This window comes from Spirosoma oryzicola (genome assembly GCF_021233055.1).
Classification (GTDB): Bacteria; Bacteroidota; Bacteroidia; order Cytophagales; family Spirosomataceae; genus Spirosoma; species Spirosoma oryzicola.
Genome location: NZ_CP089538.1, coordinates 182,786 through 196,355, shown reverse-complemented (window position 1 = coordinate 196,355; position 13,570 = coordinate 182,786). Strand labels below are relative to the sequence as shown.

At 47.7% G+C, this 13,570-nt stretch carries 10 protein-coding genes; 9 read left to right on the top strand and 1 reads right to left on the bottom strand.

Annotated elements, in window-relative coordinates:
* Positions 1–76 precede the first annotated feature (76 nt).
* From LQ777_RS00760 to LQ777_RS00725, 8 genes are all read left to right on the top strand, one after another.
* Positions 77–1,579: a GH3 auxin-responsive promoter family protein gene (locus LQ777_RS00760; RefSeq protein WP_232560614.1), complete on the top strand. Its 1,503-nt coding sequence runs from the start codon at positions 77–79 to the stop codon at positions 1,577–1,579.
* Between the two features lie 3 nt (positions 1,580–1,582).
* Positions 1,583–2,944, top strand: a complete 1,362-nt coding sequence (locus LQ777_RS00755) for an AAA family ATPase (RefSeq protein ID WP_232560613.1) — start codon at positions 1,583–1,585, stop codon at positions 2,942–2,944.
* Positions 2,945–2,949: 5 nt separating this feature from the next.
* Complete coding sequence (locus tag LQ777_RS00750; protein ID WP_232560612.1) at positions 2,950–3,540, top strand: HNH endonuclease family protein; 591 nt, start codon at positions 2,950–2,952, stop codon at positions 3,538–3,540.
* Positions 3,537–4,709: a 1-deoxy-D-xylulose-5-phosphate reductoisomerase gene (locus LQ777_RS00745; RefSeq protein WP_232560611.1), complete on the top strand. Its 1,173-nt coding sequence runs from the start codon at positions 3,537–3,539 to the stop codon at positions 4,707–4,709. The genes LQ777_RS00750 and LQ777_RS00745 overlap by 4 nt, the downstream gene beginning before the upstream one ends.
* A gap of 149 nt (positions 4,710–4,858) precedes the next feature.
* Positions 4,859–6,175, top strand: a complete 1,317-nt coding sequence (gene rseP / locus LQ777_RS00740) for an RIP metalloprotease RseP (RefSeq protein WP_232560610.1) — start codon at positions 4,859–4,861, stop codon at positions 6,173–6,175.
* Between the two features lie 33 nt (positions 6,176–6,208).
* Complete coding sequence (locus tag LQ777_RS00735; protein WP_232560609.1) at positions 6,209–6,718, top strand: DUF6702 family protein; 510 nt, start codon at positions 6,209–6,211, stop codon at positions 6,716–6,718.
* A gap of 182 nt (positions 6,719–6,900) precedes the next feature.
* A complete protein-coding gene (lon, locus tag LQ777_RS00730) occupies positions 6,901–9,393 on the top strand; it encodes an endopeptidase La (protein WP_232560608.1) in 2,493 nt (830 codons plus the stop codon).
* A 63-nt stretch (positions 9,394–9,456) separates the two neighbouring features.
* Positions 9,457–10,722, top strand: a complete 1,266-nt coding sequence (locus LQ777_RS00725; protein WP_232560607.1) for an AGE family epimerase/isomerase — start codon at positions 9,457–9,459, stop codon at positions 10,720–10,722.
* A gap of 167 nt (positions 10,723–10,889) precedes the next feature.
* Here LQ777_RS00725 and murQ read toward each other — a convergent pair whose 3' ends face one another.
* The gene (gene murQ, locus LQ777_RS00720) at positions 10,890–11,702 is read right to left on the bottom strand and encodes an N-acetylmuramic acid 6-phosphate etherase (protein ID WP_232560606.1); all 813 of its coding nucleotides are present in this window, start codon (positions 11,700–11,702) and stop codon (positions 10,890–10,892) included.
* A gap of 125 nt (positions 11,703–11,827) precedes the next feature.
* On the opposite strand from murQ, the gene ilvD reads away from it, so the two are divergent.
* Positions 11,828–13,528 carry a dihydroxy-acid dehydratase gene (ilvD, locus tag LQ777_RS00715; RefSeq protein WP_232560605.1) on the top strand — a complete coding sequence of 567 codons (1,701 nt, stop codon included), beginning with the start codon at positions 11,828–11,830 and terminating at the stop codon, positions 13,526–13,528.
* Positions 13,529–13,570 lie beyond the last annotated feature (42 nt).

The following is a 13,570-nucleotide window of genomic DNA, read 5'->3' as shown; positions in this document are numbered from 1 at the left end:
TACACACTTCTCTGACCTGCATCAATTGTGTGTATGTACAGCAGACTGCCAACTGTTTTCGTAACTTTGTGTCCTTATGGGAATTCGTTCAGTCGTAAGTAAGCCACTGGCTAAATGGGTGGTAGAGCGGCAACAGGCGTGGATGTACAGACCCGCCGAAGCCCAGCAGCGCTGGTTACAGCAGTTGCTCGAAGGCGGTCGAAACACGGTGTTTGGCCGAATTCATCACTTCCGGGATATCCAAACGGTCGAAGACTTTCGGCAGGCTGTACCCGTCCGCGATTATGAAGATCTTAGACCGTATATCGACCAGATCCTAGCCGGTACGTCGGATGTCCTCTGGAAAGGCAAGCCGCTTTATTTTGCCAAAACGTCCGGTACAACCTCCGGCACGAAGTATATTCCCATTACCCATGACTCCATTCCAAACCACATCAACTCAGCTCGTGACGCACTGCTGAATTACGTTCACCAAACGGGCAACAGTGGTTTTCTGGATAAGAAGCTTATTTTTCTTTCGGGCAGTCCTGAACTTACTCAAAAAGCGGGTATCAACATTGGTCGATTGTCGGGCATCGCGAATCACCATGTTCCAGCTTACCTGCGCACGAACCAGTTGCCCAGCTACGAAACAAACACCATTGAAGACTGGGAGACGAAGCTTGAGCGGATCATCGATGAAACAATCGATCAGCCGATGTCGCTGATCTCGGGAATCCCCCCCTGGGTGCAGATGTATTTCGACCGAATCCAGGAACGCACGGGTAAATTGATTAAGGACGTGTTTCCCGATTTCTCGCTGTTCGTGTACGGTGGTGTTAACTTCGAGCCGTATCGCGCGAAGCTGTACGAAAGCATCGGCAAGCGGATCGACTCCATCGAAACATACCCAGCCTCGGAAGGCTTCATTGCGTTTCAGGATACGCAGACCGAAGAGGGTCTGTTGATGTTGCTAGACAGCGGTATCTTTTATGAATTTATTGCCGCTGACGAGTTCTTTACGGAAAACCCGCGCCGACTAACCATCGAAGAAGTGGAGCTGGGAAAAAACTACGCGGTCATTATCAACAACAACGCCGGGCTGTGGGGCTATTCGCTAGGCGACACGGTCAAGTTTGTTTCGCGGGAGCCTTACCGGCTACTGGTAACGGGACGCATCAAGCACTTTATTTCGGCCTTTGGCGAACACGTCATTGGCGAAGAAGTAGAGAAAGCGCTCCAGTACGCCATGCAGCGCCATCCCGAAACGGAAGTCGTCGAATTTACCGTCGCTCCGATGGTAAGTCCTTCGGAAGGTTTACCGTACCATGAGTGGCTAATTGAATTTGCTACGCCCCCTAACGATCTAGCTTCATTTGCCCGCGATATTGACAACCGACTGATTGGTTTAAACGTATATTACGACGATCTGATTACAGGCTCTATCTTACAACCACTGAAGTTGACCAGCTTACCACGCGGAGCTTTTCAGCGTTACATGAAGTCGCAGGGTAAGCTAGGTGGTCAGAACAAAGTACCTCGTCTGGCCAACGACCGAAAAATTGCCGATGGATTACTGGAAATCCCGAAAACGGTTTAGACGATGAAAATAACCGGAATCAACATTGATGAATACCGTCAGTTCAAAAATATAAAGTTTGATTTCACGTATCCGGCTAACCACCCTAAAGCAGGTCAGCCGTTGGAGAAAGTGTGCTTTATCGGCCAAAGCGGAACTGGCAAGACGACCCTATTGAATATTATTTGGAACTTCTTTGTGATCAGTGATGATGGATATCAACTCTACAAAAAGAGACAACTCGGTAGGCCAAACTCTATAGATCCTTACATAATTTTCAACAAAGTATCAGTGACAGCTGATGCCAGCGGAAAATCTATTCGATTTGATAATGAAAGCTTTAAAAACTATGAAGATAGCCTTTTTAAAGACTTATCAGTTATCAATAGCAGCGTAGAGTGGCTATTAAAGTCACAGGTAGAAAATGAGATTGGAGTAACCAGTAAACTATGTGTGTATGTTGATGACTCGGCTATTAATCACGCTTATAGTTTAACAGCTAATAGAAACGAAAGTGATTTTGGCAATAAGCCATACATTGCAAATAGTAATGAGATCCTTCTAGCTAATGAAAAAAGAGAGGAAACAATTACTAAATTGACAAACTCAAAAGTGATGGCTTTACAGTCTGTGGGAAGTCGTTACTTGTGGAATTACCTACTTAGCGATATAGATAGATACGATGATAGTTTGAAGAGAATAGCAATTGATTTAATTCAGAGGAATGGCAGCTTTTCACCAAATCGTTTGGCAGAGAAACTAAGTAAATGGCAGGAAGAGAATCCTAATCCAAAAATAGATATAGCTAATAACTGCCTTAATCCAATCCTGAAAAACTTTCATCTGGAAGTAGACATAGAAGGTACAGAAGCGCCAATAGTTATAAAAACACAAAACGGGGTATCTTTAACCTACGACACTTTAAGCACTGGTACAAAGCAGCTTTTAGCAACAGCGATCCCAATTTATAAGAGTCAAATTCATCAAGGAGTTATTCTTTTCGATGAACCTGAACGTTCCTTATTTCCTGACGTTCAGCGAGGTCTAATTGATTATTATACGTCACTTGCTCCTGAAGCTCAGTTCTTCTTCGCCACTCACTCACCAATTATTGCTTCCGCTTTCGAGCCTTGTGAACGCTTCATTTTATACTTTGACGAAAACGGAGAAGTGAAGTTTCACAACGGAATTGCTCCAGAAGGTGATGATCCCAACGATATACTAAGTGAAGATTTTGGCTTAGAGGAATTGATGCTAAAGCCAGGCTTAGACGCTTATAAGCGATATAGGAATTTATTTGTAGAAATTAGAAACGAGAAGGACCCTGTTCGCCAAAAAGAATTGATTGTTGAGCAGGCTAAATTAGGTGATCAGTATAAATTTTAATCGGCATGCGACGAGTTAAAAAAGACGCCGATTCGGAGGTAATTAAACGTAAGGTGAAGTTTAAAGCTGGGGAGAATGACTTGCTAAGGCAGTTATTAGCTGATGAACAGCATACGCTTTGTGCTTATACGGAGACATATCTTGGTCCATCAGATGACGCACACATTGAACACTTCAATCCGACGCTAAAAGGCACAAATGAAGATAGTTATACGAATTGGTTTTTAGTAAAAAGCCTATGGAATACTAAAAAGTCTAGAAAATGGGCAGACTATCAACCTATACTTCATCCAACTGCTGAAGACTTAGAACAACGAATTTTGTACTTCGCTGGCGGCCACTATGTTGCCGCTGATCCCAATGATGTAGCAGCCCAAAATCTTATTCGACTACTCGATTTAGACAATGCCCGCCTGGCAGATCAACGCAAACGGTATGTTCAATCAAAAAAGCAACAGATTGGTAACTTGCGTCAATCAGCACAGCAGTATATTGATGAATTGCTAGTTACTTATCCCGAGGGCGTTTACTTTATCCGCGCTATTGAAGAAGAGTTAGACGTAAAAGTCAATTTTGATCTGTTGAAAACTACATGACTGATATAAAAAAACGCCATATCGCTATTCTCGGCTCGACTGGTTCTATTGGGACACAGGCAATTGAAGTGGTCAAGGCCCATCCCGACCAGTTTGCCGTTGAGGTGCTAACGACCAACAACAACGCCGAACTGCTGATTCAGCAGGCTGCCGACCTAAATCCTAATGTTGTGGTTATCTGCAACGAGGCCAAATACGATCAGGTCTTCAGCGCACTAGACCCGCTTGGTATCAAGGTCTACGCTGGCGCTAAATCCATTGCTTCGGTCGTACAGATGGATACAATCGATATGGTCCTGACCGCTATGGTTGGTTACGCAGGTTTGTTACCGACCATCAAGGCGATTGAAGCGGGGAAGTCGATTGCACTGGCCAATAAAGAAACCTTGGTTGTTGCGGGCGAACTGATTACCAAGCTGGCGGCCCAAAAAGGCGTCAACATCTATCCGGTCGATTCAGAACATTCGGCTATCTTCCAGTGCCTTGTCGGGGAGTTTCATAACCCCATCGAGAAAATTATCCTGACGGCTTCGGGCGGCCCCTTCCGGGGAAAATCGTCCGAGTTTTTATCGACGGTCACGAAAGCACAGGCGCTTAAGCACCCCAACTGGACTATGGGCGCTAAAATTACGATCGACTCCGCTACCCTGATGAACAAAGGGCTGGAAGTAATCGAAGCCAAGTGGCTGTTCGGACTAACTCCCGATCAGATTGATGTGATTGTACATCCTCAGAGCATTATTCACTCGCTGGTTCAGTTTGAAGATGGTAGCCTGAAAGCGCAGATGGGCTTACCCGATATGCGACTACCGATTCAATTCGCCCTCGGCTATCCGAACCGACTTCCGTCCGATTTTCCGCGCTTCAACTTTCTGGACTACCCGTCATTGACGTTCGAGAAGCCTGACGTTAAAACGTTCCGCAATTTGCAACTTGCCTTTGATGCTCTCAAACAAGGCGGAAATGCGCCGTGTATCATCAACGCGGCCAACGAAGTAGCCGTCGATGCCTTCTTGCATGACCAGGTCGGTTTTCTGGAAATTTCGGAGATTATCGAGTCGTGCCTAACCAAAACAACGTTCGTACAGAACCCGACTTATGAGGATTACGTCCGTACAGATGACGAAGCCCGTCGATTAGCGTCCGAGCGAATTAAAAGTTTCGTTTAGGTGTTTGTACAGTATACACACCGGTTAACGTTTCTATTCACACGGATTATTACCTTTGACGTATAGTTGTGCTTCGTTTATAACGATCATTAAGCCACTTGAGTAATACCGGCATTCATTCAATCAGCGAAATTCACAGTTAAGAGTAGATGGAAATATTAGTTATGGCCGGACAGCTCATATTGGGCCTGTCTATCTTAGTAGGATTGCACGAGTTAGGACACCTGCTGGCGGCAAAAGCCTTTGGCATGCGGGTGGAACAATATTTTATCGGCTTCCCACCCAAAATCTGGAGCATCAAACGGGGTGAAACCGAATATGGCGTTGGTGCCGTTCCACTCGGTGGCTTCGTGAAAATATCGGGCATGATCGACGAATCGCTCGATACGACGCATACGAACACCGAACCTCAGCCGTACGAATTCCGGGCCAAACCAGCCTGGCAGCGCCTTATCGTCATGCTCGGCGGTATCATCGTTAACGTAATTGTCGGTATCCTGATTTTCGTGATCCTTACGTACAAAAATGGCAATACGTACCTGGCCATGAAAGACGCTAAATACGGTATTGTAGCGTACGATCTGGCAAAAGGTATTGGCTTGCAGACAGGCGACAAAATTGTTAAAGTAAACGGTAAGCCAATTAACGATTTTAACGAGATCCGTAGCTCGGACGTGTTTCTGGGCGACAATAGCTCCTACACGATCGAACGCAACGGTAAGCTGGAAGACATTTACATTCCCAACAATTTTGTTGATAAGCTAGCCGACAAAAAAGCTGCCGGGCAATTCATTGAGCCTATCGAGCCGTTCAAAGTTGACGAGTTGGTTCCTGGCCAGCCAGCGACGAAAGCAGGCTTAAAGAAAGGGGATGTTATCACGAGCGCTAACGGCAAACCAATTCGGTTCTATCACGAGTTTACCGAGGTGGTGAAGCCGCTCAAAAGCAAACCGCTTACCCTTGGTATCAACCGCAACGGTCAGGCGCTTACCCTCAACATGACAACAACCGCCGATGGGACTATTGGTTTCTACCCAAAGCTGTTGCTTCCGTTGACGAAAGAAGAATACACATTTGGGCAAGCTCTTTCGATTGGTACACAAAAGGCTTTTCAGGTTGTGTTCGACAACATCAAAGGGTTTGGTAAAATCTTCCGGGGTGAAGTTTCTCCCTCCAAAGCACTAAGTGGCCCGATCGGTATCGCACAAAATCTGTTTGGTGGTATCTGGGTTTGGGATCGCTTCTGGACCGTCACAGGATTGCTTTCTATGGCACTGGCGTTTATGAACGCACTACCGATCCCGGCGCTCGATGGTGGTCACGCGACCATTTTAGGGTACGAAATCATATCAGGTAGAAAACCATCGGATCGATTCCTGGAAGCAGCTCAGCGAGTTGGTATGGTTATCCTGCTCGGGCTAATGGCCTTCGCTATTTTCAATGATGTATTTAAAGCTGTTTTCTAAGCAGTGAAATCGCGTAAGTCAGTAATAGCCTTGATGATACTAGTGGCCGGTTGCCTGTCAGGTAGTCGGCCTCTTGTCCTGAATAGCGGAGCGAAACATGATTTTCATGCCAGTGTTACGCAAATGCAGTACAACCCCAAGGAGCGCGCATTTGAGATCAGTATCCGTATTTTCACGGACGACTTTGAAAAAGCGTTATCCCAGGAGGCAAACACCAAAGTGCATTTAGATGGTTCGCCCGGTCAGCCGCACGATAAAAACGAACCACTAATCGAAAAATACATTCGTTCACATTTTGCTTACGTAAATCCACAGAAGCAAACTAAACCTATAACCTACGTAGGTCATGAGGTAGAAGCTGACGCCAACTGGATTTATCTGGAAATGCCTTATAGTGAACCCTTTAAAGGAGGGCTGCTAAAGCAAAATGTACTGATGGAAATGTTCGATGACCAGGTCAATATGGTCAATGTTCAGTATCAGGGCCAGAAAAAAACATTTGTTTTCCGCAAAAACCAGCCCGTTCAGGATGTTTCGTTCTGAATAATAAATTTATTGATTAGTGGCGGTCCTATTTGGTTACTTTTGTTGTTAAGGTGTGTGACCCCTTTTTGGGTCAGCGGTCAATATATGGCACGGCTCTTGCAACTTGCTCATAACCTTATCTTTCCACAAGGTAAAGACACCTACCACGTAATGAAAGCTGTCAGTTTGACAGTTCACATATGATTTCAGAAAAAGATTTAGCTACCCGTTTACTGCTGGCCGATTTTGATTCGGACAATTTAGAAATTGTGCCACTTGGCTCGCCGGAAGGGTTGGATGATGACTACGAGCTTCCGCCGAACCTGCCTATTCTGCCGGTTCGTAATACTGTATTGTTTCCAGGTATGGTTATTCCGGTTACGGTAGGTAGAGCGAAATCCATTCGGCTGGTAAAAAAAGCGTACAAAGGCAATCGGATTATCGGCGTAGTTGCGCAGTTGAATCAACAAAAAGACGAACCAACGGTCGATGATCTGTATCGATATGGTACAGTGGCTTATATCATCAAAATGATTACGCTTCCTGATGGTAACATTACGATTATCATTCAGGGAAAGAAACGTTTTGAAATCCAGCAAATCCAGCAGGAAGAGCCTTTCATGACGGCGCAGGTTCGTCAGATCGAAGATTCGTTTCCAGCCGTCAATAAAAAGGAAGGAAAAGCCCTGTTGCAGTCACTGAAAGATTCGGCCTATAAGATTTTACGGCTTAATCCAGAGATACCACAGGAAGCCCGGATTGCGCTCGACAACATCGAAAGTCCGACATTTCTGCTCCACTTCCTGTCGTCTAACATCAACGCCGACGTATCCGACAAACAACGCCTTCTTGAAACACTCGAAGGAAACCAACAGGCTAATCTGCTGCTCGAATACATGCTTCGGGAAGTGCAGTTGCTTGAACTGAAACGCGAGATTCAGTCTAAAGCCTCCTCGGACCTCGATCAGCAGCAGCGGGATTATTACCTGCGCCAGCAGATGAAGGTGTTACAGGACGAGTTGGGCATGGATAATCCTGACCGCGAGATCGACGAACTTCGCATACGGGCCGATCATAAAAAGTGGCCAACCGAGGTACGGGCGCACTTCGACAAGGAGCTGAACAAACTTCAGCGGATCAACCCAATGGCTCCGGAATATCCGGTGACGATGAACTACGTGGAGCTGATGGTTGATCTACCGTGGAGTGAGTACACGAAGGACAACTTCGACCTGAAGCGGGCGCAGAAGATTCTGGATACCGATCACTTTGGTCTCGAAAAAGTAAAAGAGCGGATCATCGAATACCTGGCCGTTCTGAAGCTGAAAAACGACATGAAAGCGCCAATCCTGTGCCTGTATGGCCCTCCGGGCGTGGGTAAAACTTCGCTGGGGAAATCGGTTGCCAAGGCATTAGGACGTAAATACAGCCGAATGGCGCTGGGTGGTGTTCACGACGAAGCCGAAATCCGAGGTCACCGCAAAACGTACATCGGCGCTATGCCGGGTAAGGTCATCCAGAATATTCGCAAATGCGGCACGTCGAACCCGGTCTTTATTCTGGACGAGATCGACAAAGTCAGTTCCGATTTTCGGGGCGATCCGTCGTCAGCGTTGTTGGAAGTACTCGATCCCGAGCAGAACTCGACGTTTATGGACAATTACCTCGAAACGGAGTACGATCTGTCGCGGGTGTTGTTTATCGCTACCGCTAACTCACTCGATACCATCCACCCCGCCCTACGCGACCGGATGGAGATTATCGACATCGCGGGGTATACCGTTGAAGAAAAAGTACAGATTGCCAAGAAATACCTGATTCCCAAGCAGCGCAAAGATCACGGGCTAAAGCCTAAAGATCTGGTGTTTGAGGACAAAGCGATTTTGCGGATTATTGAAGGGTACACGCGTGAATCGGGCGTGCGGAATCTGGAGCAGAAAATTGGTGCTTTGGTCCGTAAAGTTGCCAAATCCATTGCGATGGAGGAGGAATACAACCACACCGTTCGGGCTATTGATGTGCCGAAAATGCTGGGAGCCGAAATCTTCGACAAAGAGTTATACGCCGATGACGACATTGCGGGTGTTGTAACGGGATTGGCCTGGACGCAGGTTGGCGGTGAAATCCTGCTGATCGAGTCGAGTTTAAGCCGTGGAAAAGGCGTTTTGACCTTGTCGGGTCAGTTGGGTGACGTAATGAAAGAATCAGCAATCACCGCTCTTTCTTATCTGAAAGCCCACGCCGATGATTTAGACATCGACTACCGGATATTCAATCACTACGACTTGCACATCCACATTCCGGCGGGGGCGGTTCCAAAAGATGGCCCTTCTGCGGGGATTACGATGCTAACGTCGATGACATCGATTTATACCCAACGCAAGGTTAGACCTTACCTGGCGATGACAGGTGAAGTGACGTTGCGGGGTAAAGTGTTACCGGTTGGTGGTATCAAAGAGAAAATTCTGGCGGCTAATCGGGCGGGTATCAAGGAAATTATTCTTTGCTCGAAAAACCGGAAGGACATTGAGGAAATCAATGCTACGTACATCAAAGACCTCAAGTTTCATTACGCCGACACCGTCGATCAGGTTCTCGACATTGCTTTATTGCCGGATAAAGTTGGTAAACCGATGAAATTCGTATTGCCAGAAGATAAGGAACAGCGCGAAGTAGAGCGTGTTTATTCCTAGTCGCAGCGAAACAAAAAAGCGGCTCAAATCGTACGATTTGAGCCGCTTTTTTATATTTACAGGGTGTTAGATTTTCGTAAACTTTCTGCCGATTATCAACAGGCGCTGCTTCGCCAGGTTGTTCCGTTTTGGCTTAACCACAGCCGGGATGAGCAATGCGGTGGTTACTTTGACTTCCTGACAAGCGACGGGCAGGTTATAGAAGGCGATAAGATCGTAACGCTGCAAGCACAACAAGTATGGGCATTTACGTGGCTTTACAATACCTTCGACGGTCAACCAGCCTGGCTTGACCACGCATACAAGGGCGCTACTTTTTTGAGTGAGTTTGCCCACGACGAAAAGCTGAATTCGTATGAACAGCTTGACCGCCGGGGCCGTCCGGTAGCTCCGGCAGCCAACGTTGTAGCAAGCTGTTCAGCCGTTATGGCGTACGCCCAGCTTCACCGCGCAACAGACGACGACGGCTGGGCGATGCTGGCGAAACAAGTGTTTTCGGGCTTGTTCCGGCAATGGGAAACAACGCATACCGAATTGGCACAGACAATTGGCGGCTATCGCCAGCTCCGTCACTTAGGTGAGCCCGTTCTGTTGCTCAAAACACTACTCGAAATCCGACCGTTGCTCGATGAGGAAAGCTGGCACGAAAAGATAGAAAGCGTCCTGCATGTGCTGTTGCGCGAATTTCTGGACCGTCGCACGGGTATCTTGCGAGAATATATGCTGCCCGACGGCTCGTTCATCAACACCCCGGAAGGTCGGCGGCTTAACGTTGGTCTGACTTTCCAAGCCGCCAATTTTTTGCTTGACCTCTGCGCTGAATCGGGCAATCGCAAATTGGCTATGCAAGTAGCATCATGGTGTATCCGAATGAGCGAAGTGGCCTGGAATGAGCTATCAGGTGGACTTAATCAGTACGCGGATATGAAAGGGCAGCCGCTTATTTTTCCGGACTGGAACCAACGGTGGGCCTGGGTACAGGTCGAAGCCTTATCGGCTTTGACCAAAAGCTATTTTCAAACGCACCACCCCGAATGCCCAAAATGGATTAAGCGCATTCACGATTTTACGTTTCAGTATTTCACTGATCCGAAGCTGAGCGGTTGGCACCTGGTCATCGGCCAGCAAAATCAACCGTTGCTACCGGCAAAAGCCATTGCTACTACAGGCTGCTTTTCCTTAATCCGATGTCTGGCAGAAACAGCGCAAACTTTGACTAGATGCGCTCAGCTCCAGCCCGCAGGACGCCATAGTCGTCTGTTTGACGACTTACCAAAGGGCGACCAGTTTCCCGCTACTGATTTCAACAATCAGAAAACGAATAAGTGATTTCTTGTCTGCCCTTGAGTAAGATACAAAAGCGTCGTTACTGGCTCTTGTACATTCGAAGCGTTTATGAATCTACTTTGTGAATCGCGTCAAACCGGTACAGGTTTCAAGTAACACTGGTTTAAAACTGCTACCTGAACTATACCTGGATACCAGCAGCCTTATTTTTACAAGTTATTTTCCTGGTTAAAGTTGTCGATAGCACCGCGAACGTTACCGTACTTCGCTAATAGCGCTTCGGCCTCTTCCCGACTGACACCAATCTCACCCATTACCATCTTGGCCGCCCGATCTTGAAGCTTGATATTAGTAAGCTGCATATCGACCATTTTATTTCCCTTCACGCGACCTAGTTGAATCATAACCGACGTGGAAATCATGTTCAACACCAGCTTCTGGGCAGTTCCTGCTTTCATGCGTGTGCTACCCGTAACGAACTCGGGACCGACAACGACTTCAACTGGAAATTCAGCCGCCTGCGCCACCGCTGAACCCGGATTACAAACAACACAACCCGTTAGCAAACCTGCTGCGCGCGCTTTATCAAGCCCACCAATCACGTAAGGCGTTCTGCCCGAGGCTGCAATCCCGATGACCGTATCCAGCTCGTCGGGGTGATACGGCTCAATATCTTTCCAGGCTTGTTCCGCATCATCTTCGGCGAATTCGACCGCTTTTCGTACGGCTCCATCCCCGCCCGCTATCAAACCGATGACCAGATCGTGCGGAACACCGTACGTTGGCGGACACTCCGATGCATCGACAACGCCCAGACGACCACTTGTTCCAGCACCGATATAAATCAACCGTCCGCCTTTTTTCATGCGATTGACGATCTGGCTAACCAACGCTTCAATTTGGGGGATAGCCTTCTCAACTGCCAACGGGACAGTCTTATCTTCTTTGTTAATATTGGTCAGCAAGTCGTGAACCGACATCTGCTCTAAATGATCGTATTGCGACGATGTTTCTGTTATCATGACCCAAAAATAATACGTCCATATTTTAACTGACAAATAATACCATTTTTCTTGCCTTTACAGAAAACTTAACTTTTCTTTACGGCGTTATTACACTATCAGCGAAATTTCGCTAATTGTCTAAGATGATTGCCGAACCAGAAACTACCGAATTAAACCGTTTTAGTCGCACACTAACGCAAGAAGTAACTAATCCAGCCGCTAAAGCTATGCTATACGGTATTGGATTAAGCGAGGATGACATGCAGAAGCCCCAGATTGGTATTGCCAGCACGGGCTACGAGGGTAACACCTGTAACATGCACCTCAACGGGTTATCCGTCTACGTAAAGCAAGGTATTCAGGCGAACGGTCTGGTTGGTCTAATCTTCAACACAATCGGTGTATCGGATGGCATGACGAACGGCAATGACGGTATGCGCTATTCGCTGCCCAGCCGCGACCTGATCGCTGACTCGATTGAATCCGTTGTGTCAGCGCAGTGGTACGATGGTGTTGTTACGGTGGTTGGCTGTGATAAAAATATGCCGGGTGCTGTTATGGCGATGGCTCGCCTTGATCGGCCAGGTATCATGGTCTACGGTGGAACAATTCGTTCAGGACACTATAAAGGTCAGAAATTAGACATCGTTTCGGCTTTTGAAGCCCTCGGCAAGCGGTACGCCAATAACATCTCCGATGAAGATTACGAAGGCGTTGTCAAAAACGCGATTCCAGGAGCCGGTGCCTGCGGTGGTATGTATACCGCCAACACCATGGCGAGTAGCATCGAAGCGATGGGCTTAAGCCTTCCGTTCAGCAGTACTTACCCGGCTACCCATGAAGGAAAACAGGAAGAATGCAAGAAGATTGGGGCAGCTATGCGTATCCTGCTAGAGCGCAATATCACCCCCAAAGATATTATTACCCGCGAGTCGCTCGAAAACGCGTTTGCAGTAGTTATGGCACTCGGCGGGTCAACCAACGCGGTACTTCACTACCTGGCTATTGCGCGTGCGGCTGGCATCAACCTGACACTCGATGAAATTCAGGCGATCAGCGATCGTGTGCCCTTACTATCGGATCTAAAGCCGAGCGGTAAGTACTACATGGAAGATCTACTGGGTATCGGCGGTGTTCCTGCGGTTATGAAATACCTTTACCAGCAAGGTATGATTCACGGCGACTGTATCACGGTTACCGGAAAAACCGTTGCCGAGAATCTGGCGGAGGCACAGGACCTTGATTTCTCAACGCAAAAAATCATTTTCCCCGTCTCTCAGCCCATCAAGACTACCGGACACCTTCAGGTCCTGCGCGGTAATCTGGCCCCAGATGGTTCAGTAGCCAAGATTACGGGTAAAGAAGGCGAACGCTTTGAAGGCACAGCCAAAGTGTGTGAGCACGAAGGCGAAGTAATCGAAGCGCTACAGAACGGTGAACTGCTGCCCGGTCAGGTAGTCGTAATCCGGAATGCAGGACCCAAAGGCGGCCCTGGTATGAGCGAAATGCTGAAACCGACCTCGGCCATTATTGGCGCGGGTCTTGGCGATAAAGTAGCGTTGATCACGGACGGACGTTTCTCGGGTGGAACCCACGGTTTTGTGGTTGGACACATCACTCCTGAAGCGTTTGAAGGCGGACCGATTGCACTGGTTCAGAACGGCGACCGCATCACCATTGACGCTGTCAATCGCGAGATCACGCTGCACGTTTCGGACGAAGAACTAGCCGACCGGCGGAGTCGCTGGACGCAACCGGCTCCACGCTTTGCAAAGGGTATGCTCGGCAAATACATCCGGAACGTAAAATCAGCCAGTGAAGGTTGTGTCACGGATGAAGCTTAATCAGTTGCCCGATTCGTACTTTCGATAGTTGAATACAACCCT

Bases quoted from the DNA above. Each gene is read 5' to 3' on its own strand.
- murQ (WP_232560606.1), bottom strand. From the start codon at position 11,702: ATGATAACAGAAACATCGTCGCAATACGATCATTTAGAGCAGATGTCG.
- LQ777_RS00755 (WP_232560613.1), top strand. From the start codon at position 1,583: ATGAAAATAACCGGAATCAACATTGATGAATACCGTCAGTTCAAAAAT.
- lon (WP_232560608.1), top strand. From the start codon at position 6,901: ATGATTTCAGAAAAAGATTTAGCTACCCGTTTACTGCTGGCCGATTTT.
- LQ777_RS00735 (WP_232560609.1), top strand. From the start codon at position 6,209: ATGATACTAGTGGCCGGTTGCCTGTCAGGTAGTCGGCCTCTTGTCCTG.
- LQ777_RS00750 (WP_232560612.1), top strand. From the start codon at position 2,950: ATGCGACGAGTTAAAAAAGACGCCGATTCGGAGGTAATTAAACGTAAG.
- LQ777_RS00760 (WP_232560614.1), top strand. From the start codon at position 77: ATGGGAATTCGTTCAGTCGTAAGTAAGCCACTGGCTAAATGGGTGGTA.
- rseP (WP_232560610.1), top strand. From the start codon at position 4,859: ATGGAAATATTAGTTATGGCCGGACAGCTCATATTGGGCCTGTCTATC.
- LQ777_RS00745 (WP_232560611.1), top strand. From the start codon at position 3,537: ATGACTGATATAAAAAAACGCCATATCGCTATTCTCGGCTCGACTGGT.
- ilvD (WP_232560605.1), top strand. From the start codon at position 11,828: ATGATTGCCGAACCAGAAACTACCGAATTAAACCGTTTTAGTCGCACA.